At 34.4% G+C, this 24,065-nt stretch carries 13 protein-coding genes; 9 read left to right on the top strand and 4 right to left on the bottom strand.

Going from position 1 to position 24,065, the window contains the following annotated elements; genetic code table 11:
- Positions 1-36 precede the first annotated feature (36 nt).
- A complete protein-coding gene (locus tag LpgJCM5343_RS08280; RefSeq protein WP_049148698.1) occupies positions 37-1,140 on the bottom strand; it encodes an ATP-binding protein in 1,104 nt (367 codons plus the stop codon).
- Between the two features lie 217 nt (positions 1,141-1,357).
- On the opposite strand from LpgJCM5343_RS08280, the gene LpgJCM5343_RS08275 reads away from it, so the two are divergent.
- The 6 genes from LpgJCM5343_RS08275 to LpgJCM5343_RS09685 all read left to right on the top strand — a co-directional run bounded on the left by LpgJCM5343_RS08275 (position 1,358) and on the right by LpgJCM5343_RS09685 (position 15,590).
- Positions 1,358-3,112: an oligopeptide ABC transporter substrate-binding protein gene (locus LpgJCM5343_RS08275; protein WP_113576214.1), complete on the top strand. Its 1,755-nt coding sequence runs from the start codon at positions 1,358-1,360 to the stop codon at positions 3,110-3,112.
- 218 nt (positions 3,113-3,330) lie between these two features.
- Entirely contained in the window at positions 3,331-5,844 is a 2,514-nt protein-coding gene (locus LpgJCM5343_RS08270; RefSeq protein ID WP_049148693.1) for an ATP-binding cassette domain-containing protein, read from the top strand.
- A gap of 77 nt (positions 5,845-5,921) precedes the next feature.
- Positions 5,922-6,317 carry a hypothetical protein gene (locus LpgJCM5343_RS08265; protein WP_003650016.1) on the top strand — a complete coding sequence of 132 codons (396 nt, stop codon included), beginning with the start codon at positions 5,922-5,924 and terminating at the stop codon, positions 6,315-6,317.
- 195 nt (positions 6,318-6,512) lie between these two features.
- Positions 6,513-7,175: a YSIRK-type signal peptide-containing protein gene (locus tag LpgJCM5343_RS08260; RefSeq protein ID WP_113576215.1), complete on the top strand. Its 663-nt coding sequence runs from the start codon at positions 6,513-6,515 to the stop codon at positions 7,173-7,175.
- A gap of 440 nt (positions 7,176-7,615) precedes the next feature.
- On the top strand, positions 7,616-9,595 hold the full coding sequence (locus LpgJCM5343_RS09555) for a hypothetical protein (RefSeq protein WP_174705303.1): 1,980 nt from the start codon (positions 7,616-7,618) through the stop codon (positions 9,593-9,595).
- Positions 9,596-9,620: 25 nt separating this feature from the next.
- Positions 9,621-15,590: a mucin-binding protein gene (locus LpgJCM5343_RS09685; RefSeq protein ID WP_123812588.1), complete on the top strand. Its 5,970-nt coding sequence runs from the start codon at positions 9,621-9,623 to the stop codon at positions 15,588-15,590.
- 84 nt (positions 15,591-15,674) lie between these two features.
- Here LpgJCM5343_RS09685 and LpgJCM5343_RS08245 read toward each other — a convergent pair whose 3' ends face one another.
- The 3 genes from LpgJCM5343_RS08245 to LpgJCM5343_RS08235 all read right to left on the bottom strand — a co-directional run bounded on the left by LpgJCM5343_RS08245 (position 15,675) and on the right by LpgJCM5343_RS08235 (position 19,186).
- Positions 15,675-16,151, bottom strand: a complete 477-nt coding sequence (locus LpgJCM5343_RS08245) for an S-ribosylhomocysteine lyase (protein ID WP_003651528.1) — start codon at positions 16,149-16,151, stop codon at positions 15,675-15,677.
- 35 nt (positions 16,152-16,186) lie between these two features.
- Positions 16,187-17,281 (bottom strand): vitamin B12 independent methionine synthase, encoded by a 1,095-nt coding sequence (locus tag LpgJCM5343_RS08240; RefSeq protein WP_049149828.1) that lies wholly within the window; start codon positions 17,279-17,281, stop codon positions 16,187-16,189.
- A 516-nt stretch (positions 17,282-17,797) separates the two neighbouring features.
- Complete coding sequence (locus tag LpgJCM5343_RS08235) at positions 17,798-19,186, bottom strand: L-cystine transporter (protein ID WP_049149827.1); 1,389 nt, start codon at positions 19,184-19,186, stop codon at positions 17,798-17,800.
- 411 nt (positions 19,187-19,597) lie between these two features.
- Between LpgJCM5343_RS08235 and LpgJCM5343_RS08230 the strand changes: the two genes are divergently transcribed.
- The 3 genes from LpgJCM5343_RS08230 (at position 19,598) to LpgJCM5343_RS08220 (ending at position 24,045) form a co-directional block, all read left to right on the top strand.
- Positions 19,598-20,335 (top strand): PAS domain-containing protein, encoded by a 738-nt coding sequence (locus tag LpgJCM5343_RS08230; RefSeq protein ID WP_049149824.1) that lies wholly within the window; start codon positions 19,598-19,600, stop codon positions 20,333-20,335.
- A gap of 393 nt (positions 20,336-20,728) precedes the next feature.
- A complete protein-coding gene (locus LpgJCM5343_RS08225; protein ID WP_049149822.1) occupies positions 20,729-22,072 on the top strand; it encodes a family 4 glycosyl hydrolase in 1,344 nt (447 codons plus the stop codon).
- An 86-nt stretch (positions 22,073-22,158) separates the two neighbouring features.
- Positions 22,159-24,045 carry a PTS sugar transporter subunit IIBC gene (locus LpgJCM5343_RS08220; RefSeq protein WP_049149819.1) on the top strand — a complete coding sequence of 629 codons (1,887 nt, stop codon included), beginning with the start codon at positions 22,159-22,161 and terminating at the stop codon, positions 24,043-24,045.
- Positions 24,046-24,065 lie beyond the last annotated feature (20 nt).

Below are 24,065 nucleotides of genomic sequence, written 5' to 3'. Positions count from 1 at the left end.
TGAAATGAAAATATTATCAGCTTTTTAGTGAGGTTTTTATAGTTCATTTAAGATCATTTCTTGCTCAATAAATTTATCAAAGTGAGGAAGCAAGAAACTTACGTAGCTATAACCATCTGGTTTAATTACTTGGTCATCTATTAATTTTCTGCGATAAACAGCTAAATAATTGGCGCTTTTATTCATTATTTTACCAATTTCTTGACTTTTAACTTTAGTTTTTCCTACTTTTACCATTGCTTGCACGAACTCTTTTTCTTTGAAAGATAGATCATTATAGACTTTGAAATAGACATTTCGATTTAAATCATTTAAATAAATATCTAATATTTCATCTATTAAGGAGATGGAAATAGTATTTTTATTCTGATCTGTAGCGTATCTCCAGACATGATAACCTAAAAGTTGGAATGCATAGGCAAATCCTTGAGTTTGTTTGGTCATATATAGAATAGTTTTATCATCGATATTGAAGTTAGCTTTTTGAAAGGTATGCTTGTAGCTAAGTTTAATGGTTTCTAAATCTAGGGGATCTAGAACGATTCGATTTGCTCGCAAGAGAAAAGTTAATACGTCATTATTTTGAATTTCAGAAACATTTTCTGGAAGACCAGCCATTAATAAAGAAACATTAAGGTTTTTTCTAATCATAATTTGATAACAATTAGCAAATTTCTTTAAAAGAGGTGTTAAATGCACTTCATCAATGTTAATAAGCACTTTTTTACCTTTTTTGGTTAATTTCTCTAGGCTAGTTTGAAAAATTTGTTGAAAATTAGCATCAATATTTTGAGCTAGAGAAGCGTTTATATCAATTCCCAGAAAATTCATTTTTATATCTAAATTTTTAATTAGTTTTAATTTTAATAAATGCTCTTGAAGCTGATTAGTTAAGGAAATAAGTAAATCATTATCAAGAACTAGATCAATAATGATCCAATCCTTATTTTTTTCAAGTTTTGAAGCAATTTCAGACATGAGAGTAGTTTTTCCAGATCCTCTTTGACCATAAATGAGTGAAGTTTGAAAGGGAGAATTTTCTCTATTTAATTCGCTGATTATTCTTTGAGATAAACTACCACGTTTAAGAAAGATACTTGGCATTTTACCAAAACTAGGATTGAAAGGATTATTGTTCATATGTATTACTTTCTATTTTTTATAACTCTTTATAACTTTTGGCAATTTTTATAACTAGTAGATTTATTTATTAAAGAAAACAAGTGTATTAATATTAACTTTTTAATAAAAAGCAAATTCAATAGAAAAATATTTTAATTTTGTATTGTTTTTTTCGTTTTAATATCATATAATCAGAATCAAGAAATTTAAGTCATCTCACAAAGGGGGAGAAAAAATGAAAAAAGTTAAGTGGTTAGGAGCAATTACAGTATTGTCCGGTGCGGCATTGACTTTAACTGCTTGTGGGAATAACAACAATAATAACGCTAGCGATAAGAAAGTTAGTTTTAAAGAAGCTGTTCCTAAGAAACAAGTTAAAAAGGGCGGAACATTAAAGTACGCAGTTGAAAGTGACTCACCTTTCACAGGTATTTTCTTACCAGAATTATCTGATACTAGTACTGATGGTGAGATTCAAGCACCAGGAGTAGAAGGACTATTTAGTGTTGATGATAGCTATAAGATTAACAATAAAGGTGCAGCTACCTTTAAGTTAGATAAGAATGCCAAGACAATCACTATTGAAGTGAAAAAAGGTGTTAAGTGGTCTGATGGTAAGCAAGTAACTGCTAAGGACCTTGAATATGCCTATGAGATCGTTGGTAATCCTAAGACTAAGACTTCAAGATATACAGATTCTTTAGCTAACCTTGTTGGTTTAGAAGAATATCACAAAGGTAAGACTGATAAGATTTCTGGTATTGAAATGCCAAATGGCGAAGATGGTAGAAAAGTTGTACTTCACTTTAAGGAAATGAAACCAGGTATGCTTCAATCAGGTAACGGTTACTTCCTTGAAAGTGCAGAACCATACCACTACTTGAAAGATGTGCCATTTGATAAGCTTTTATCTGATGATAAGGTTCGTAAGCAACCACTATTCTTTGGCCCTTACAAGGTTCAAAAGGTTGTTCGTGGTCAATCAGTTACTTACGTACCAAACGAACATTACTGGCGTGGTAAGCCAAACTTAGACAAGATTACTATGGAAGTAATCGGAACTAACTCTGTTTCTCAAGCTATTAAGAGTCACAAGTTTGATATTACTGGTGTACTTAACTCTCAATGGAACAATGTTAAGGATACTAAGAATGTTAACTTCATTGGTAAGATTCCTCTATCTTACAACTACTTAGGCTTTAAGGTAGGTAAGTTTGACAAGAAGACTGGTAAGAACGTTGAAGATAAGAACGCTAAGATGAACAATGTTTCATTACGTAAAGCGATGGCTTATGCAATGAACATTGATGCTGTTAACAAGCGCTACAGCAATGGCTTGACTTTCCGTATTAATACTTTAATCCCAGCACAATTTGGAGACTTCTCCGACAAGAGTATCAAGGGCTACCCATACAACTTGAAGAAAGCCAATGAATTGTTAGACAAGGCTGGATACAAGAAGCGTAAGGGTGAAAAATACCGTCGTCAACCAAATGGTAAGAAGTTAACTATTAACGTTGCTGTTCGTAATACACAACCAAACGCTGAAAAGATCTGGACTAACTACATCCAACAATGGCAAAAGATTGGCTTAGATGCTAAATTTGTTGGTGGCCGTCCAATGGAATTCAACTCTTGGGTACAAGATGTTCAAGCAGATAGTCCTAAGATTGATGTCTTTGAATGTGGTTGGAGCATATCATCTGAACCATCACCAATGGACCTTTACAGTGAAGGTGCTCCATACAACATGGCTCGTTTTGTTTCTCCAACTCAATCTAAGCTTCTTACTAACATTGATTCAACTAAGGCCTTCAACCACAAGTACCGTGTACAAGCATTTGATAAGTGGCAACAATGGATGTATGACAATGCCTATGTTGTACCTACCACAAACAGTTGGTCAGTAACTGCAGTTAATAACAAGGTAACTGGCTGGTCACTTAAGCCATCAGCAAACTCATGGTACGATGTTGGCTTTACAAAATAACTTAAAATTTTAATTTTCCATAATCCTCATATATCAACACAAATTACACAATTCTTAAATAATATTTCCTTAAATTAAATTTTCATAGTTATATTCCTTCAGAAGACTCTACTTTTATAAAGCAGAGTCTTCTTTTTGTATAGGCAACGATAGAATGGCTATTTTTTATAATAATTGTTGTAAGATAGTAGTTGATAAAAAGTAAGGAGGAACTGACTTTGACTGCAAAGTTACCAACTCAGATTGAAGTGCGTGGGGGACGTGTTCATAATCTGAAAAATATTGATGTTAATATCCCACTTCATAAATTTGTTGCAATCTCTGGTTTGTCAGGCTCAGGAAAATCTTCTTTAGCCATGGGTATCTTATATGAAGAAGGCTCCAGAAGATATTTAGATGCCTTGTCTACTTATATGCGTAGACGAATCAAACAGGGAAATCAGGCAAATGTTACTAGCGTCAAGCATATTCCTTCAGCTTTAGCCTTAAGGCAGCGTCCAACTATTCCATCTGAACGCGCAACGGTTGGAACAATGAGCGAAACTTTTAATATTTTGCGGTTGATCTTTTCTAGATTAGGCTCGCCTGTTTGTCCCAATGGTCACCGTTTAAAGCCAAGTCTAGAAATTGCAGAAGCAATGGCAAAGTCAGGTGAAGAAATGGGTCAACTTACTTGTCCAGTTTGCGGTGTTAAGTTTTATGCGCCAAGTGCTGAACAGTTTGCCTTTAATTCTGATGGGGCTTGTGAAAAATGTGGCGGAACAGGAAAAGTACGTCAATTGGATGATAGTAAGTTGATTGCTGATCCTAGTCTTTCTATTAAAGAGGGAGCAGTTGCTTCGTGGTCGCTACCTGGTAGAAACTTTATGCCCAATGTAGCAGAACATGCGGGGGTTAGGATTGACATTCCCTATAAGGATTTAACTGATAAAGAAAAAGATTTTGTTCTTAATGGTCCTGAAAAGAAGTATAAAATGGACTTTTTATCAGGAACGGGGAGAGTTTTTCATGATTTTAATGCCCTTTATGAAAATGCTCACCAAGCTGTTTTACGTTCTGCCAAAACTAGTAAGAGCGAACGTGCGCAAAAGCGGATTTCAGAATTTTTCTCATATCAGACTTGTCCTGTGTGTCATGGTTCAAGATTAAAGCCAGGATTATTGAAGCAATTAGTAGGTAGTTTAAATATTAACGAAGTAGCTGAAATGCCGTTAGATGATTTGATTGCTTGGAAAGGTCAAGTGCTTAAGAGTTTACCAGCTGAGATGCATAAAATGGCCAGCGCCTTATTCACAGAGTTTGTGGAGAACTTGCAACCACTACTTGATTTAGGCTTAGATTATTTAACAATGGCTCGAAATGGTAACACCTTATCCACAGGTGAATTACAGCGAATTCAGTTAGCACGCACGTTGAGAACAGAAACAACTGGCGTCTTATATGTCTTAGATGAACCTTCAATTGGGCTACATCCTGCTAATGTTGACGGCTTAATTAAGGTCTTGCATAAATTAGTAGCACAAGGAAATTCACTAGTAGTTGTGGATCACAATGTGGATATTATTAAAGCAGCTGATGAAATAATTGAGATTGGACCAGGATCAGGTGAACAAGGCGGTGAAATTCTGGATCAAGGTAGCGTTGATCAAATAAAAAAAGACAAGCAATCTTTAATTAGACCTTATCTTGATGGAACTGCTGAATTAATGGCGAGAAAGCGAGCAGAAAAAGTTAACTCTGTAAAAATTTCATTTAATGTGGATCATTATTTTAATCTGCAAGATGTTCATGCGAATATTCCTGTTAATCAATTAACTGCTGTGACTGGATTTTCTGGAGCAGGTAAGACAAGTTTAATTCTAGATAGTTTAGTTCCAGCAATTCAAGCACAAGCAAAAGGTGAAAATTTACCTAAACAAGTTAAGAACTTTGAATCGCCAATTAATCAAGTAGTTAGCGTTGATGCTTCACCAATTGGTAAAAGTACCAGGTCAACTGTTGCTACATATACTTCAATTATGGATAATTTACGTAAATTATTTGCTCGGCAGCCTCTTGCAAAAAACAAGCATTATACGCCAACTTACTTTTCTTATAATAATAAACAGGGAGCTTGTCCAACTTGTGGTGGAACTGGAATTGTAACTTTAGATATTCAATTTTTACCTGATATGCAGCAGATTTGTCCGACCTGTGAGGGTAATCGCTATAATCCAGAAGTTCAAAAAGTAAAGTGGAACGGCTACTCAATTGTTGATATTTTAAATTTAGATATTAATGAAGCAATTCCTGTTTTTAAGAAAGAACCTAAAATTGAGCGTGACTTACTTTTACTAAAAGAAGTTGGACTAGGTTATCTTCATTTAGGTGAAAGTACACCAACTTTATCTGGTGGAGAGGCACAGCGTTTGAAGTTAGTGACACATTTAAGTCATAAACAGGACGATACTTTATTTGTATTTGATGAGCCTACAATTGGATTACATCCGCTTGATGTGAAAGTTTTAGTTCAAGTAATGCAGAAATTGCTAGATCAAGGGGCAACTATTATTACGATTACGCACGATCTAAATATGATAGTTAATGCAGATAATATTCTTGATTTAGGGCCACGTGGCGGAAAAAATGGTGGAAAAGTCGTTGCTGCAGGACAAACACAAGATTTGATTAACCATCCCGTGAGTTTAACAACAGAATACCTTGCTAATTATTGGCGGCAGTTTAAAAAATAGAGCCTTAGGTTAAGCAAGAAGAAAAGCGAATGTTTTATAATTTATATGAAGAGAAAAAGTAGAAAGTGCGGAAGATCATGAAAGAAAAAGAACAAAGTACAGTTGTGGGACAGCTGTTGATCTTAAATATATTTGCAATCCTTGCAGGTTACTATTTTATTACTACCATTGATGAATTTGTTAAACAACGTGAATGGTGGTATGACTTACTAGTTTTACTAATCGTAATTTGTGAAGTTGTCTATAACTGGATTCAGTTGATGAAGGTTAAGGATAAAATTAAAAAGATGTCTTTGACATTATCGATAATAACTTTAAGTGCATTTTTAAGTGGAACATACTTTAGCGAAATTTGGAATAAGATTCAAAAAGGCAGTGGTTATCGGAATACGATGATTTTAGCCATCTTTTGGGTGTGCTTGTTGATAATTTGGAATATAGTCTTGTGGAAGAGATATAAAAAGAATAATTAAGGTAGAAAACATAATTGTCTAGTTGATAATTATGTTTTTTATTTTGGGATGGTTTAAGAATGAAGATAACTTTTGATAGTAAATGTTTTTTTATGGTAACTAAAAATAAGTCAAGACTAATACTAAACAAACTTAGGTGTTAAAATGTAAGTGTGTTATTTATTACAGCTAGTATTTATTAGGAGATAGTAATCGATGAACAATAGAAAATATATAAAAAATAGTGCTAATGCAAGACAACGTTTTAGCATTCGTAAACTTACAATCGGTACAGCTTCTGTTTTATTGGGAACAGTTTTTTATTTAGGAACAAGTGAAACGACAGCTCAAGCTGCAAGCGCTGATAGTGCAGAGAAAGAAGTGCAGACTGTAGCTACTTCCCCAATTGTAAAAAATGAGGCTACAACAGTTAAAAGTTCAGCAGATACAAATGCTAAAACTCAGGTAGTTCACCAAAAAACTGCTGAATTAGCAAAGACAGATGTAGAAAATAAAACAGATAAATCTACTGTTCAAGCTACGGAGGTTAATGTAGATAAAAAAGACGATAAACCAGTAGCAACTAAGGATGTAAATTCTGCTGAAAAGGTACGGCAAAATACTCAAACTTTAGATACCTTAAAAGCAGTTCCAACTAACACGGCTGAACTTAATGAAAGTAAGGCAGAAAATACGTATACTGACTTTACTGTAGACAAGGATAAAATTGATACTGAAGATTCAGCAACATTCAATTTTAGTACTAATGAAGCAAAAGCTGGAGACGTTTATAAGATTGTTATCCCCGAAACAACCACGGATGGATTTGACGGCACGACTAAAGATGGTGAGTCTGCTGATAAAAAACTGCTACTATAGATTCAGTAGATTTTGGTCAATTTGATAGTAGCTATGGAACAGCAACTAAAACTTATGATGCAGATAAAAAACAATGGGTAATTACTGATACATTTACGCATGATAATACTAGTAGTCAGCCAATTATTTTAACTACTTCAAATCATTTTAGAGATGACAAACTCCATTCAACCGGTACGTTCACACGCCAAGCATTTTTATATAAGAATGATCATCTATTAAAGACCGTCGAATTTAAACAGACTGTAACAGATTCCGTTTATTTATATTGGGAACAGGGAGGAGATTCTAAAAATTCCCTTTATACGACAAAAGGAAATAAGGTAAATGTAGATTCTAATGAAAATTATCCTTTATTAGCTAATACAGACTATGAATGGCATTTAAATATAAGTAACTTTAACGAAAATTTCAATTATGGTACGACTTTAGAAATTCCAATGCCAGAAAATTTTGTTTTAAATACTGATGCTACAAATAAAGCTAATAATTCAGATCTATCTGCATATAATGCTAGCTTTAGTCAAGATGGTACAGTAGTAAAACTTACGTTACCACAATTAAGTGAAGCTCAACTAAGCAGGGCATCAAATATTTATAGTGCAGTTAAAATTATTGGTCAGTTTAAAATGGATGTTCCAAGAGGAAATACGCAATTATCCAATTCGAATCAACCAACAATAACTCAGCAGACTAATGCTGTAGGGGATAAGTCTAGTAGTTCCATAAATCCGGTTACAGTAACTATTTTAGGAAAAGATCACGGATTAGATAGTTTGCCAATTGGAGATATATTTACTGCAACTATTGACCCGGATAGATATGAGTTTAAGAGCGATGGCAGTATTGATGACAGTAAGCCAGTTACTCCAATGGAAGATACACGTAACCATAATTTAAATAGTTCTATTTCTGCAAGAAACACAACGGCTTATAATTTAAAAAACGTAGTAATGACTGTTAATATTCCAGATGGAATGAATATAAGTGGTTTATCAGTTCCTTCAAACACTAATGGATTTAAATATACTTTTACACTCGCTGATGGAACAACTGAAACGGGTTCAGTTGATGTCAACAATCAATCTACAATTTTAAAAGATAATGCGGGCAAGTTGATTAAGAAAGTTGTTCTGACTTTTGACGAACTTAATGCTTTTGAATCTACTCCTAATTTTGGCCTAAATGGTGTATTGGCTAAAACTTATGCAGATGGCAGTGAGGTTAAAGTAGGTAATAATTTACATACTGACTTGTATGTGACTGCTGATGGTATTAATAATTCAAGTGCCCCAGCTCTCTTTACTCAAAATCAAATTATTGTTGAAAAAATTCCAGTTAGGCCAGAGGTTCACTATAATACCATCACGGCTTCTGGAAGACAGGATAATAAAGTTCCTGGAGCATCAGAAGCTGGTCGTATTTCTTCTTATATTTCTGACTTATTAAACAAGCCTGAAAAATTGACTTATTATGCTGTGTTACCAACTAATGCAGTTTTATCAAGCATTAATAAAACTGCATTACCTAGAGATGTAAAGATAACTAGCTTTAAAGTAAATGGCCGTACAGTTGTTAAAATTTCTGGTGAATTTACTGCAACTAATCAAAATTGGGAGCTAGTCTTAAATAATTCAAACTTAATTACGCACCTTAACTTATCAAGTGATTTGCAAGTTTACTTAGCATTACCAGAAGGCGAAAAGTTAAGTAATACTTCTTATCGTGTTACTGATCAATCTTTACTACCATTTGTTGAAAATTCTGAAAATGCTTATCGCTTAACCACAAGTAACTGGGATGTTATTGCAGCAACAGGAACTTACTCTAAGAGTCTGGCTCAAGGTAACCAAGATATTGATTTATTATTTAAAGGACAATCAGATGATAAAGGTTCATGGAATATGACCTTTTCTAATGTGTTGGTTAACTCAGAAGACAAAGATACTTACAATGCTGTAGTGGTTTCACATGTACCTGGAACTGATGATGGCAAGTCTCAATTTGATTTTAAGCTAAAGGATGCAAATTCAGTTCAAGTAGTAAATACCGCCACGGGAGATATTATTGAGTCAGGTATAGAAAAATATTATTCTACTGAAAATATTAATTTGAATAGTATTAAGTGGGATGATCCTAGCTTGAAGTCACATTTTGTAACAGCTGATAAAGTAACTGATTGGGCAAAGATTAAGACAGTACTAACAACGATTTCTGTTGTTCCTGCTAATAGTACTTATGGCGTTACTCTAAATGGTTATGATCCAACTTTTGAAAAAGATCTGAATAAGACTGCTTATGGATCTTCTGTTGCCTGGACGGATTTACTTAAACCAATTGTTATTAACGCAGGAGATAAAAATTCAGCTTCTGTAACTATTTCTGGGCAATCAACAATTAACTTTAAAACTTCATTTTAATGATGGTAGTCAAGCAGATATTTTAGTGCCAGATATAAATCATACTTATAAAGATGGCGTTGATACTGTCAATAAGTCTGACTTTATTAAGGCAACTAAAAATAGTGACTATGATAATGCTGTTAACAATAAGGATTATTCCCTAATTCCTAAAGCTGTACTTGACGCCATTCCTAATGGTTATGTATTAGATGTTGAATCTGGCGCTAAGATTGAAAACTCTGATACTAAATATCCTAATGGAATGAAAAATGGAACTGCTGAATTTGGTAAGACATCAATGTATTACTTTGATGGCGATACCGTCGTTTATAACTTGATTAAAGCTAATAGTTTTACTAAAAAAATAATTGTTAAAAGAAATGTTAAATTTGAAAATATTGATAAACCTGGTGTAGCTTTAAAACCAGATTACAATAAAAAACTAGATCCTATAGAAGTCTCTGGATTATATAATCCTTTAACTGGCAGAATAATTAGTATTGCCGATTTTTCAAGTAAGACATCGAGCTTAGATTTAAAAGAATATAGTTTCCCAGATGAAATTAATGGGCTAATTTATCAGTCTGCCAACGCTACTGTTAGTTATAGTCAAAATCAAGAACACGTTATACCTAAAGTTTCTGGAAGTTTAATAGGCTCATATGTACGTGTTAGAGGAATAGGTACAGGTAAATTTGATACTAAAGGAAAAGCATATAATATTAATGATCCATATAATATTAAAGAATTAAGTGCTGCAAAAGTAGATGATAATATAATTGAATTCGATCAAAATATTTTGATTCAGTATGGAAGTAACCATGCTAACTTAGTATTGATTGGACAAGCGCTTGGAAAAACAAATCAGCTATTAGATTCTTCTATTGGAAATGATAAAGACAAAATCACTTTCAAATATACTGATAAACAACTACAGCGTGATGGCTATACTTATAAGATTTATTACGCTGAAGATGGTAGTAGTTTGGCTTCTTTAGCAGCCAGTGCAATTGGTTCGGTAATAAATGGTGAGGATGCAGTTCATGCTATTAATCAATCTTGGCTAATAAATTATGCGACACAAAATAGCTTTCCTGCTTATGATAGTTTAGCAGATGCCTTGAAGGCTAATAACCAATATGATTCAAGTGCTGATGGTAATGTCGTATCAGATTATACTCAGAATTTCTTTGTAGTTTATACGCCCGTGCAACAAGAAAAACAAAACTTTTATATAATTAGTGACAATGATCCATATAGAAGAGATCCGATAACTAAGCAATTTGCATTGCCTGAAACTACTCAAGATGCAGATAAATCTGGAACAGATTACTTTAAGATACAGGGAAATAAGGGGAGTGAAGTGATCCCGTATAATGAATCTGGTGGAGCAAGGTATAACTCCTTATATAATCAGGGGTCTGCAACTAATTATAGTCAAGGACAGTATGATTATGATGCAAATGGTAATCTGATCAAACATAATCCAGGTATACCTTCAGATGATTCTAATCCGTATTTAAGTGGACTAATGGTTTATCAACGGACCGGTTACTATATTGATGAAGCAATATATGAATATAAAGATTCTCAAGGTAAAAAACATCAAATTAAGTTTAATGTAGAATTAACCAAAAATTTTGATCTAAGCCAAGCTGGTAATGTGTCATATTCTAGTGATAATGGCTTATTACCTATCTTGAACTATTTAACAAGTGGTCCATCAAATAGTGGTAAAAAGTGCTACTTGATGCCAGAAAGTTATACTTCAGATACAACTCCTTATAAAATTAAAATTTCTGGTAGTGAAGATTGGAAAGTAAAAGACGATGAATCAGGAGTCAGCTATGTAGATATACCCGCGGATGAAATATGGACCTTTGATAATACTGACTACGATTCTAGTAAAATGCAAGATCCTAGTCCTCAAATTCTACACTTACATTATGCTCCGACTCCGTTGTCAGAAGATGGTAGTGTAGCTAAGGTACAAATTCACTACGTAGATGTTACGGGAGTAGATCATTTAAATCCGGAAAATCAAGGAATTACTTATAAGCTAAATCCATCAACAAGTAAGTATGGAGCTTATATGGGGAATGAACTGGAATTAGATAACCAGGGCAATCCTCCATCAATATTTAATATTGCTAATGTTGATCAAAGCTATGATAATACCAATAAAGATAATGAAATTGTTTCAAAATTGGCTAAAGAAGGATATGTTGTTGTTCAACGTGATAAACAAACCCGTGGTAAGCAACAATTTAATATCTTTGATAGCGATCAAGGAAATGGATCATATGATAGTAATGATGCCGGAATGAGATATAGCGGCTATCTATGGGCAACTTTAAACTACTATGTTTTCCTCAAAAAGCAGGCGCAATATCCAGCAAATTATCAGGTTCTCTTAGAAAATGATAATGGCACGGTTGAAAAAGAATTAGTTGGCTTAACTGAATTAGGAATAGGTGGACAGGATGAAGATATTGCCACTAGTTTTGCAGATCCAACTGGACATAGTTTAGAAACACTTGAACAAAAGTATCAAAGTATTATTGATACTTTGAAGAAAAATCCTAAGTATAAAAACTATGATTTTGTTCTAGAACCAACAGATAATAAAAAATTAAAAGTAACAGATAAAATTAACGGTAACTTTAGTGATACTGAATCTAAGTTATTTACTATTTATGCTACCTATAAGAAAGGTAAAGTAACTGTTCACTACATTGACGTAAATGGTTCTGCTAAGACTAAAGATTTCAATCCAAGCGATGGTACAGAGATTTCTGATACTGCCCAGAATTTAACCGATAAAAATTATGGTGATAGTTACAGTAACGAGCTTTGGGATTATGCACAGAATAATTATATTTTGGCAGCAGATGTTCCTAATGCAGCAACAAGTGGTATAATTTCTGCACCAAATAAGGATGTTTATGTATATTTAAAACATGCTACAACCACTACTGTTCAACACGCTACTCTACATGAAAATATTAAGTATCAATATAAAGATGGTTCTAAAGTTGCAAATGATTATGACCGTACAATTAAATATTCACGTACAAAAACTCATGATTTAGTGACAAATAATGATAGTGAGTGGAGTGCATGGAAACCAGTCATTAATCAAAAAGATACTAATTTTGAAACTGTGACTTCACCATTAATTAATGGGTATACTGCTGACAAGAAAGAAATTACTGCTCCAGTTCCAGTTGATAGTGATTTTGGAAATGAAAAGACTCATAATTATAACTATGTTGTGACCTACAGTCCTGACAATCAAAAGATCATAGTCAACTATATTGACGATACGACAGGTAAGACTTTATCTACTAAAGAGCTTAATGGTAAATCCGATGAAAAATCAGACTATACGACTAAAGATTCAATTGCAGAGTATGAAAAGCAACATTATGATTTAGTTTCTGACGATACAAATGGAAATGAATTGCTCTTTGATCACGATGACGACGTGGACCAGGTTTACAACGTTCATTTGACTCATCATATGACGCCAATTAATGATACGAAGACGATTAACGAAACTATTCATTATATTTATGAAGATGGCAAAACTGCAAGTCCTGATGTAGTTGGTACACCCGTAATCTTCACTCATGATGGAGAACGTGATGAAGTAACTAATAAGGAACACTGGAACGATTGGAAATCTGAAAAAGATAGCTTTGATGCAGTAAAATCACCAGAAGTAGCTGGATATACACCTGATATTGATACTGTTCCTGAAATAAAGGTAGAACCAACTGACTCTGATATTGATAGAACAGTAACGTACAAAGCTGATGAACAAAAAGCTAAATTGAGATTTTACGATGATACTGATCATAAATTTATCGAGTTAGCACCTGATATTAATACAACTGGCCAGAGCAATGGAAATATTAGTTTCAATGTTCCTTATGACTTTTCAAATTACAGTTTCATCGAAGTTGATAGTAGTAATGATCCAGCGGATAAATCTAACAAATTAAATGGAGATACTTTAGATAAAGTAAACTATGGTAATTTTGATAAGGATAAAAATACTGATCAAATTTTTATAGCTCACTTTACTCACAAGACCGCACCAGTTAAGGATACGAAGACAGTAACTGAAACAGTTCATTATGTTTATGAAGATGGTACAAAAGCTCATGACGATGTACAAAAAGAAGTAACATTCACTAAGACAGGAACTAAGGATTTAGTAACAGGTGAAGAAAAGAGCAATTGGAGTAAATCAAAAGAATTTGAAGAAGTAGTTTCTCCAGAAATTGCAGGCTATACACCAGATCAAGAAAAGATCGATTCTGTCACAGTTTCACATGATTCAAAAGATATTGTTAGGATAGTGACTTATAAGGCAAATCCGCAAAAGATCACAGTAAACTATGTCGATGATACAACAGGTAAGACTTTAGCTACCAAGGAGCTTAATGGTAAATCTGATGAAAAGTCAGGCTATACAACTGGTGATTCAATTGCTAATTATGAAAAGCAACATTATGATTTAGTTTCTGATGAAACAAATGGAAGTGAATTGATCTTTGATCACGATGATAAGGTAGACCAAGTTTACAATGTACACTTGATCCATCATCTGTCTTCGATTAGTGATACAAAGACGATTAATGAAACGATTCATTACGTTTATGAAGATGGCAAGACTGCAAGACCTGATGTAATTGGTACTCCAGTAGTTTTCACTCGTGATGGAGAACGTGATGAAGTAACTAATGAAGATATGTGGAACGATTGGACGACTAAAAAGGATAGTTTTGATAAGGTTCAATCTCCAGAAATAGTGGGATATATACCTAATGTTGATGCTGTTCCTGAAATAAAGGTAAAACCAACTGACTCTGATATTGATAGAACAGTAACGTACAAAGCTGATGAACAAAAAGCTAAATTGAGATTCTACGATGATACTGATCATAAATTTATTGAATTAGCGCCAGATATTAATACTCTAGGTAAGAGCAATGAAAATATCAGTTTCAATGTTCCATATAATTTATCAAACTATAGTTTTATTGAGGTTGATAGCAGCAATGATCCAGCAAATAAATCTGATAAGTTGAATGGTGATAGTTTAGATAATGTAAATTATGGCAGATTTGATACGGATAAGAATGAAGATCAAGTATTTATTGCTCACTTTACTCACAAGACTGTACCAGTTAAGGATACAAAGGCAGTAACTGAAATAGTTCACTATTTATATGAAGATGGCGCAAAAGCTCATGATGATGTTCAAAAGCAAGTAATATTCACTAAGACTGGGAGCAAAGACTTAGTAACTGGTAAAGAAAAGAGCAGTTGGAGCGGTCCACAGGTATTTAATGAAGTGTTCTCTCCAGAAATTCCAGGTTACACACCAGATCAAGGAAAGATTAATTCTATGGTTGTTTCAAAAGATTCGAAGGATATTGAACGTACAGTAATTTATAAAGCTAAACCTGTAGAACCGACAACACCGGACAAGCCAACACAACCAAGTAAGCCAACAAAGCCGGAAGAACCGACAACACCAGGTAAGCCAGTACAACCGGGTGAACCAACGAAGCCGGAAGAACCGACAACACCAGGTAAGCCAGCACAACCGAGTGAACCAACGAAGCCAGAAGAACCGACAACACCAGGTAAGCCAGCACAACCGAGTGAACCAACAAAGCCGGAAGAACAAACAATACCTAACAAGCCAAATCAATCGAATGAAACAGAATCATCTAAGACTGTTGCGCAAATTAATAAGTTAAACAAGTCCAAGAATATTAAAGCTTCAAACACTTCTACAAGCTTAACTCATACAACTTATGCAGTTGGAACTTCAAGAAATGTCACATCAGCTAAGCAGATTAATCGTGCTAGAACAACACTACCGCAAACTGGTAGTCAAAAGACAGATTTATCATTAGCAGGATTAGCATTAGCTTCTGTCGGAGCAATAATTGGACTAATTGGTGGTAAAGAAAGGAAGAGAAGAAAAAGATAAAAATTAAATAAATACGAAAAAAGATGCATTTTTACTGTTTGAAGCAGTAATATGCATCTTTTTTGTCCTATTTTTCAAAAATAATTATTCTACAACGTTTCTTTCAAATGGATCATCAGAAATACCCTTTTCTAAAATATCTCTTGACCATTGTTTAGCAGAAAATAGAGAATGGTCGCGGTAATTCCCACAAGATTCAATAGTAGTGCCAGGAACATCCTCCCATTGAATATTATCGCGAATTTCTTCAAGTGCTTCCTTAAGAGCCTTAGCAACATCTGTAGTTGATGGGGTACCCCAAACTAAGAGATGAAAGCCCGTTCGGCAACCAAATGGTGAACAATCAATGTAGCCGTCAATACGGTCACGCAATAATCCAGCTAACAAGTGCTCGATAGTATGTAAGCCTCCAGTAGGGATGGCATTTTCATTTGGCTGAACTAAGCGAAGATCAAAATTACTAATCTTGTCACCTTTTTTACCTTCTTCAACAGTAATTAGGCGAACATAAGGTGCCTTAACTTTAGTGTGATCTAATTCAAAACTTTCAACTTTACCCATAATAAATTTCCTCCTTATAAAAATATCTTTTATTTTCAAATTTTGTTAGCAGTATCAACGACTAATTTTATCTTTTTCCATTGATCAGCTTCGCTGAGAATATTACCTTCTTCTGTTGAGGCAAAGCCGCATTGCGTACTAAGCGCGAGGTTAGACAATGGAACTAATTTAGCTGCTTCATTAACTCTTTGAATAATTGCAGCAGGATTTTCTAACAGTCCATCTTTTGATGTAATTAATCCTAAAACAATTGTGACATCATCCCGGTTGTTCCAGATTGTTTTAATTGGAGCAAAATCTCCAGCACGGTCATTGTCGTATTCTAAGAAAAAGCGATCATAATTTAATTGCGCCAAATACTTAGCAATTGGTTCATATCCGCCTGAAAAAAGAAATGTAGATTTAAAATTACCACGACAGATATGTGTAGCAACAATCAGATCATCTGGTAGATTTTCTAGTGACTTATTAATTACATACACTGAATCTTCCGCTAATTGAATATATTTTTCATGTTCCTTGGGATCATTTTTGGATTCGTTCAATTTACTGATTAAAAAAGCCCAAGTTGTGTCATCAATTTGAAGATAGCGACAACCTAAGTCGTAAAAATGCTTGATTGTTTCATGGTACGCTTTAGCCAGATCATCAAGATAAGCTCGTTTATTATTATAAAAATTAGGCCAATTATCTGATCGGTTATCTCTAAAAAGCAGTGTAGGGGATGGGATAGTTTGTTTAGGAGTCACATTAGTATGCTCTTTAACAAACTCAAACGCTTTAAAGAATGGATGCTCGGGATTATAAGCTACTTTGCCAGCTAATTCTGCATTATCTGTTCTAGTTTTAGCGCCATGGAACTTGTAGCTTTCGTGATAATCATATTTTTTAACGCCAGTTAAACCCCATAAAAAATCAAGATGCCACCAACTGCGACGAAATTCGCCATCAGTTACAGCCTTTAAGCCTAAGTTTTCTTCTGTATGAATTAACTTTTCAATTTCTTGGTTTTCTACTTGGGTTAGTTCAGCTTGCGAAATATCTCCGTGATTAAATTTATCTCTAGCCTGTTTTAATTCTTCCGGTCTTAAAAAACTACCAACAATGTCGAAATGTGCTAATTCTGTCATAGTAATCTACCTCTTAATTTTAACTAATTTTTTCACTTAAATGTTTTTTGAGGATCCACTAACCAGAGGATCATATTTAAGTAGCACATTCGATTAAATACCCGTTCGTTAAAAATAATATTCTTATTTTTCATAATGATCCCTCCTTTGACAAAAAAAAATCGGCAAAAGAAAAAGCGTCCTTAGTATAGCTATTACACTACACTAGGGACGCTTAATACCGTGTTACCACCCTATATTCAAACCGATTTCACAATCAGTTCCTTAATAAGTACTCCAAAATATGGAAGACTCAGACGTGATAACGTACGTCAATCGTAAATTGCTTACTTTAAATAGCTCGCATTTTAATTTAGCTCCAAGACCATCTTCTTCACTCTAGCAACATCGGCTTACACCTGTTCCGACTCTCTGTGAGATGCATTAAGTACTTACTCATCTTTTCTAAGCTTTAATTAATTTTGTTGTCATAATACTACAATGACTAAATAATAATGTCAAGAATATTTATAAAAATTATTCAATTTCAGTATCTACATCATCTTTTTGATTATTAAAGATATTCCAATCTAATTCACCAGTACGCTTAGCAGTAATTACACCAGCGACCATCGAATCATTAACATTAAGAGCAGTTCTTGCCATGTCAACGATTGGGTCAATAGCAATTAAAACTCCAAGTACTGTAACTGGCAGGTTAAGTGCTCCAAGTACCATTAAAGTAGTAAATGTTGCACCGCCACCAACACCGGCAACGCCGAAACTTGAAATAACATCAATTACAACTAAGGTTAAGACAAATTGCCATGAGAAAATATTAACTCCAACAAGGGGAGCAGTAATTGCTGCAACCATCGATGGGTAAATACCTGCACATCCATTTTGACCAATAGTTAAACCAAAGCTAGCGGCGAAATCGGCAATTGTGTCGCTAACGCCCATTGATTCACGTTGGGTACGAACATTAAGTGGCAAACTACCACCACTAGTTCTGGAAGTGAAGGCAAAAACTAAAACTGGCCACGCCTTCTTAAAGTAAGTAATAGGATTAATTCCATTAATTAAAAGTAAAACAGCGTGAACAATAAACATAACTATTATTGCAACATAAGCGGCAACGATGAAGACCAATAATTTGCTCATTGTTGCGAAACTGTTAGTTGCAGTAGTTCTAGCAATTAGAGCAAAGATTCCGTATGGAGTGAGTTCGAGTACAATTTTAACTATCCGCATGATAACTGCACGTAATGCTTGAATACCACGTGCAAAGGTAGCAGCGACTTCAGCTTTTTCTTTCTTAATTTGTAAGAATGCAATTCCGACAAAGATAGAGAAAACTACAACTGCAATTGTACTAGTTGAACGCATTCCTGCAAAGTCGGCAAAAATATTTTGCGGGAAAAACGAAGTAATTTGTTGCGGTAAAGTTAGGCCTTTCAATTGTTCTTGATGGTCCTTAATTGCACTAAGAGCAGTTGAAGAAGCAGTCATTCCCTTAGCAAAGCCAGCTCCGCCTAAATTAAAAATTGCAACACTACTAAAGCCCAGGAATGAAGCAACTGCAGTAGTTCCTAGCAAGATGGCTAAGACACTTGTAGCAATTTTTCGGATTTTAGTAGTCATTTTTAATTGCGTAAAGGCACCAACTAATGAAACAAAGATTAGTGGGATAACCAACATTTGTAATAAGGAGACATACCCATCTCCAACAATTGAAATCCAATCAATACTATTTTTTACAATCTCGTTTTTGGCACCAAACATTAATTGAATAGAAACTCCAAAGACGATTCCAACGACTAATGAGAGAAATACTAGCTTGGTAAATCCCCAATTCTTTTTATGTAAGTAAGCCATGCCAGCTAGAATAGCGACGGCTACTAAAACAATGAGAGTAGTTTGCACTTTATTCAACCCCGATTCTAAGCAAACAAAAAAGAGCCATTGGCCTAGTGCCAACAGCTCTTGAGAAAAATCATAGTTATAACTTTGAAAAGCTAGTTTCTAACTAGAGAAATTCCTGAAGTGAACTAATGACTGTACGCCAAATAATTGCCAATTTTTTTGACAATTACAACAACAAGAATTTGCTTGACGTACATTAAACATAATCATTAGCTCCTTTCTTACTTTTCACAAGTTATGATATCTTATAACTTACTTTTAGTCAACAGTTAATTTTAAAAAGAAAGTAATATTCCATAAATATATATTATGCCAAGTTCGTATATAAAATATTGTATATAGACGTTGCAAGCCCTTTCGCTAGTAGGTATAATCAAGATAAGTAACAATGTTTTTATGAGGTGAAGTAAAATGGCAGAACCTAAGTGGCTAAAAGATTTAAAAGAAGAAGATTATCTTAAAGAAGATTTCGATGCAACCGGAAAGTCACGCTATACTGTTGAAGGTGTAGATAAAAATGATCCTGACTGGTTGGATAAGGCAGCCAAGAAAGTAAATGCTGCTGAAGGTGACGACTACGTAAAGCTTGATGCTGGACTTCTTACAGTTAACCAAATTAACTGGATGCTTCGTCGTGCATTTGGTGAATTAACTTATGTAGATGATAACAACCAATTCTTGTGGTATAACAAGCCAACTGATCCAGATAAAAAGATGCTTGCTGGTCGTACACCAGATCAAGTTGGTGATACTATGGGTGCTGTTCACCCTGATATTCGTAACGTTATTCCTGAAGCAAAGAAAGTTATCTATGCTTTAAGAAATAAAGTCGGTGGACATGATGAAGTTAAAATGCCTGTTCCAAATGGTAATCGTCATAAGTTGATTTTACATGATTATAAGCGAATTGAAGACGAAGAGGGTAACTATGTTGGTACTTATGAATGGGTACAAGATATATATCCGTTTGTAAAATATTTCTGTGAAACTACTGGACAAAAACTTGTTGATGATCCCGATGCTACAACTGGTGCAACTTATAAGAGAGATACCATTGATACTGCAACAGGCGCTTCTAAACATGAAGAGCATGTAGAAGAAAAGAAAGAAGCAAAACCTGATACCAATTCTGGCGCTTCAGAATATTAATTGAATAATTTTTAGATTTTAAAAAGTCTACTTTTTTGAAGTAGGCTTTTTCTTTTGCTTGTATGTAGATAAGGAGTAACTACTAAAGGGATGTCTATTAACTAATTAGTATGATGAAATATCACATCAATGGTAAATACCAATTGATAAAATTTGTATTGTTAAACAGTATTGATACGTAATGTTTTTAATTAAACTGATGGATGAAATATATTTCAGTATTTGACAAGAATTTTTGAACAAGTGAAATAGAATTCTTAAGTGTTGAAATCGCTTTCTTTAATAGACTGGGAGCGGTATAAATAATGTGTAAGCTAGCTAAGAGGAAAAACAAGGAAAAGTTTTTCGAGATATATCTTATAAAAGAGAATCACAAAAGGGAGTAGAAACTGTATGACTAAAGATAACCGTAAGTTTTCAGTTGTTATTGCTGGTGGTGGTAGTACATTTACACCAGGCTTTGTACTGAACTTATTACAGAATCAAGATAGATTTCCATTAAGAAAGTTAAAATTCTACGATAATGACGCAGAACGTCAAAAGAAAATTGGGGATGCAGTAGCAATTATTATGAAAGAAAGAGCTCCAGAAATTGAGTTCGAATATACTACTGATCCTAAGGAAGCATTTACTGATGTTGATTTCGTTATGGGTTCAATTCGTGTTGGTAAATACCATATGCGTAGTTTAGATGAAAAAATTCCATTGAGATATGGAGTTAATGGACAAGAAACTACAGGACCCGGAGGAATGGCATACGGTCTTCGTTCTATTCCAGCAATTATTCAAATTATTGACTGGATGGAAGAATATTCACCTAATGCTTGGATGATTAATTATTCTAATACTATTGCCATTGTTGCTGAAGCATGTCGTCGACTTCGCCCACATTCAAAAGTTATTAATATTTGTGATATGCCAATTGATATCATGACAAGAATGGCACAAATTTGTGGCTTGAAAGATTATCATGACTTAGATTTCAACTACTACGGCTTAAACCACTTTGGTTGGTGGAAAGGTGTTTGGGACAAGAAGACTGGAAAAGATTTAATGCCAGAACTTAAGAAATACGTTTCAAAGAATGGTTACTGGGTAGGCGGTGATTTTGATAAGGATACTGAGCCTAGCTGGGAAGCAACTTTTAAGAAAGCAGCTGATTGCTATGCTTTGGAACCAAATACGTTACCAAACACTTACATGCAATATTATTACTACCCACAATACGAAGTTAAGAATGCAGATCCACATCATACTCGTACTGATGAAATTCGTGAGTATCGTCAAAAGATTGTATTTGGTGAGTGTGAACGAATCGTTAAAGAAGGTACTGCCGAAAATAATATGTGGGATCGTAACGCAACTCACTCAGAATATATTGTTGATATCTGTCATGCAATTGCTTATAACACCGGAGAAAAGTTCTTAGCAAATATTCCAAATAATGGTGCTATTTCAAATATGGATCCTGATTCAATCGTTGAAGTTCCTTGCTTGTTTACCTCACATGGCGTTGAACCAATGGCAACTGGTAAAGCTGGAATCTTCCAAAGAGGCTTGATGATGGAACAACAAACTTGTGAAAAACTAGTTGTTGATGCATATGAACAACATTCATATGAAAAGATGTGGGAAGCATTTGCACTTAATAAGACTGTTCCAGATGCACTTGTGGCTAAGAAGATACTTGACGATATGATTCCAGAAAACAAGCCTTACTGGCCAGAATTGAAATAGAAATTTAATAGATAAAAGATTTATTAAAGGAGGACTTGTTAATGCTGTGGTTTAATAGGTCCTTCTTTTTGTGAGGTGAATGGATTATGATGCAGAAACTACAAAGATTTGGGGCGGCAATGTTCGTACCCGTCTTGCTTTTCTCGTTTGCCGGTATTGTGGTAGCTCTAGGAAGCTTATTTAACAATGCGACGATTTTTGGATCATTAGCTAATCCTACGACTGGCTGGTATAAAGTTTGGGATACAATATCTGCTGGTGGTTGGACTGTATTTAATCAAGAATGTCTATTATTTGTTGTTGGATTGCCAATTGGCCTAGCAAATAAATCACGTGGACGTGCTGCAATGGAAGCTCTTATTACTTACTTGACTTTCAACTATTTTGTTGGAGCTATGCTAAGTCATTGGGGTGCTTTCTTTGGAGTACCAAACTTTAATAAGATTCAAATTACTGCTAATGCGACTAACGGTGGTTTAACTGAAATTGCCGGTATTAAGACACTAGATACTAATATTGTCTTCTCCCTAATTATTGCTGGTATTGTTGTTTATCTCCATAATCATTACTTTGATAAGAAATTACCAGAATGGCTAGGTACTTTTCAGGGGTCAACTTATGTTTACTTCTTAGGGTTCTTTGTAATGATCCCAGTTGCATTTTTAACTTGTTTAATTTGGCCTAAAGTTCAATTAGGTATTAACAGTATGCAACACTTTATTGTAAGCAGTGGTTTTGTAGGAATATGGATTTATTCATTTTTGAACCGTGTATTAATTCCTACCGGACTCCACCACTTAGTATATATTCCATTCCAGTTTGGACCAGCCGTGGTTGCTGGTGGACTTCAACCATATTGGTTAAAGCACTTAACAGAATATGCTGCAAGTACAAAACCTTTATCACAAATTGCTTCTGTAGAAGGATTTCAACTTTACGGTAATGAAAAAGTCTTCTTAGTACCATTTATTTGTTGGGCTTTCTATGCAACCGCTAAGAAGAATAAGAAGAAACAAACCTCAGCATTGCTTATCCCAGCTGCACTAACTTCTGTTTTTGCTGGTATTACTGAACCTATTGACTTTACTTACTTGTTTGCTGCCCCAGTACTCTGGATTGTATATTCAGTTATGGCTGCTACTATGAATACGGTTATGTGGTGTTTTGGTTTAAGAGGACTTATGTCAGATGGTGCAATTGGTATTGCGTCAATGAACTGGCTTCCACTTTGGGCAAATCACTGGCACATCTATGTAATGCAATTTATTGTCGGAATTGTATTCGGTCTTCTTACTTACTTTATTTTTAAGATAATGATTGAAAAATTTAACTACGTAACTCCAGGCCGTGAAGCTGATGATGAAGATGTTAAATTAATCAATAAGAAAGAATATAAAGAAAAGATGGCTCAACAAAAGGCAGCTCAACAAGCTACTGGTGTCGATGCTTCTGATCCATATATTGCTAGAGCACAAGCTTATCTAGAATTATTAGGTGGACCAAGCAATATTGAAGAATTATCGTCATGTGCTACTAGATTACGTGTAACTGTAAAGGATCCAGATAAGTTGGGATCAGATGCTCAATTCAGAGCTAATAAAGCTGTTAATGTTGTTCACCATGGTAAAGCTATTCAAGTGATTGTTGGTCTTGATGTTGCGCAAGTCTTAGAAAGAATGCAAACATTAATTGAAAAAGCTGGTCAAAGTACAAAGGTAAGTCAAGAACAAGATCCAGAAGTTGAACAAGCTATTGGATTTATTGATCTACTTGGTGGTCGTGATAATATCAAGAAATTAATATCGTGCTCAACTAGAATTAGGGTTGAAGTCTATGATCTATCTAAAGTTGCAGATGATGCTCACTTTAAAGATTTAGGAGCTCATGAAGTTACTCGTAGAGACAATGAAATTGATATTGTTATTGGCTTAAATGCAGATAGTATTGTTGATAAAATGAAAGAAAATATGTAGTACTCCAAACGCTTTTTAGA

It is taken from the genome of Lactobacillus paragasseri, assembly GCF_003584685.1.
In the GTDB taxonomy this organism is placed as follows: Bacteria; Bacillota; Bacilli; order Lactobacillales; family Lactobacillaceae; genus Lactobacillus; species Lactobacillus paragasseri.
This window is presented reverse-complemented; position numbering and strand designations above follow the sequence as displayed.

Excerpts from the sequence above, each read along its gene's own strand:
- LpgJCM5343_RS08280 (WP_049148698.1), bottom strand. The coding sequence starts at position 1,140 with ATGAACAATAATCCTTTCAATCCTAGTTTTGGTAAAATGCCAAGTATC.
- LpgJCM5343_RS08275 (WP_113576214.1), top strand. The coding sequence starts at position 1,358 with ATGAAAAAAGTTAAGTGGTTAGGAGCAATTACAGTATTGTCCGGTGCG.
- LpgJCM5343_RS08265 (WP_003650016.1), top strand. The coding sequence starts at position 5,922 with ATGAAAGAAAAAGAACAAAGTACAGTTGTGGGACAGCTGTTGATCTTA.
- LpgJCM5343_RS08260 (WP_113576215.1), top strand. The coding sequence starts at position 6,513 with ATGAACAATAGAAAATATATAAAAAATAGTGCTAATGCAAGACAACGT.
- LpgJCM5343_RS09555 (WP_174705303.1), top strand. The coding sequence starts at position 7,616 with ATGCCAGAAAATTTTGTTTTAAATACTGATGCTACAAATAAAGCTAAT.
- LpgJCM5343_RS08245 (WP_003651528.1), bottom strand. The coding sequence starts at position 16,151 with ATGGGTAAAGTTGAAAGTTTTGAATTAGATCACACTAAAGTTAAGGCA.
- LpgJCM5343_RS08240 (WP_049149828.1), bottom strand. The coding sequence starts at position 17,281 with ATGACAGAATTAGCACATTTCGACATTGTTGGTAGTTTTTTAAGACCG.
- LpgJCM5343_RS08230 (WP_049149824.1), top strand. The coding sequence starts at position 19,598 with ATGGCAGAACCTAAGTGGCTAAAAGATTTAAAAGAAGAAGATTATCTT.
- LpgJCM5343_RS08225 (WP_049149822.1), top strand. The coding sequence starts at position 20,729 with ATGACTAAAGATAACCGTAAGTTTTCAGTTGTTATTGCTGGTGGTGGT.
- LpgJCM5343_RS08220 (WP_049149819.1), top strand. The coding sequence starts at position 22,159 with ATGATGCAGAAACTACAAAGATTTGGGGCGGCAATGTTCGTACCCGTC.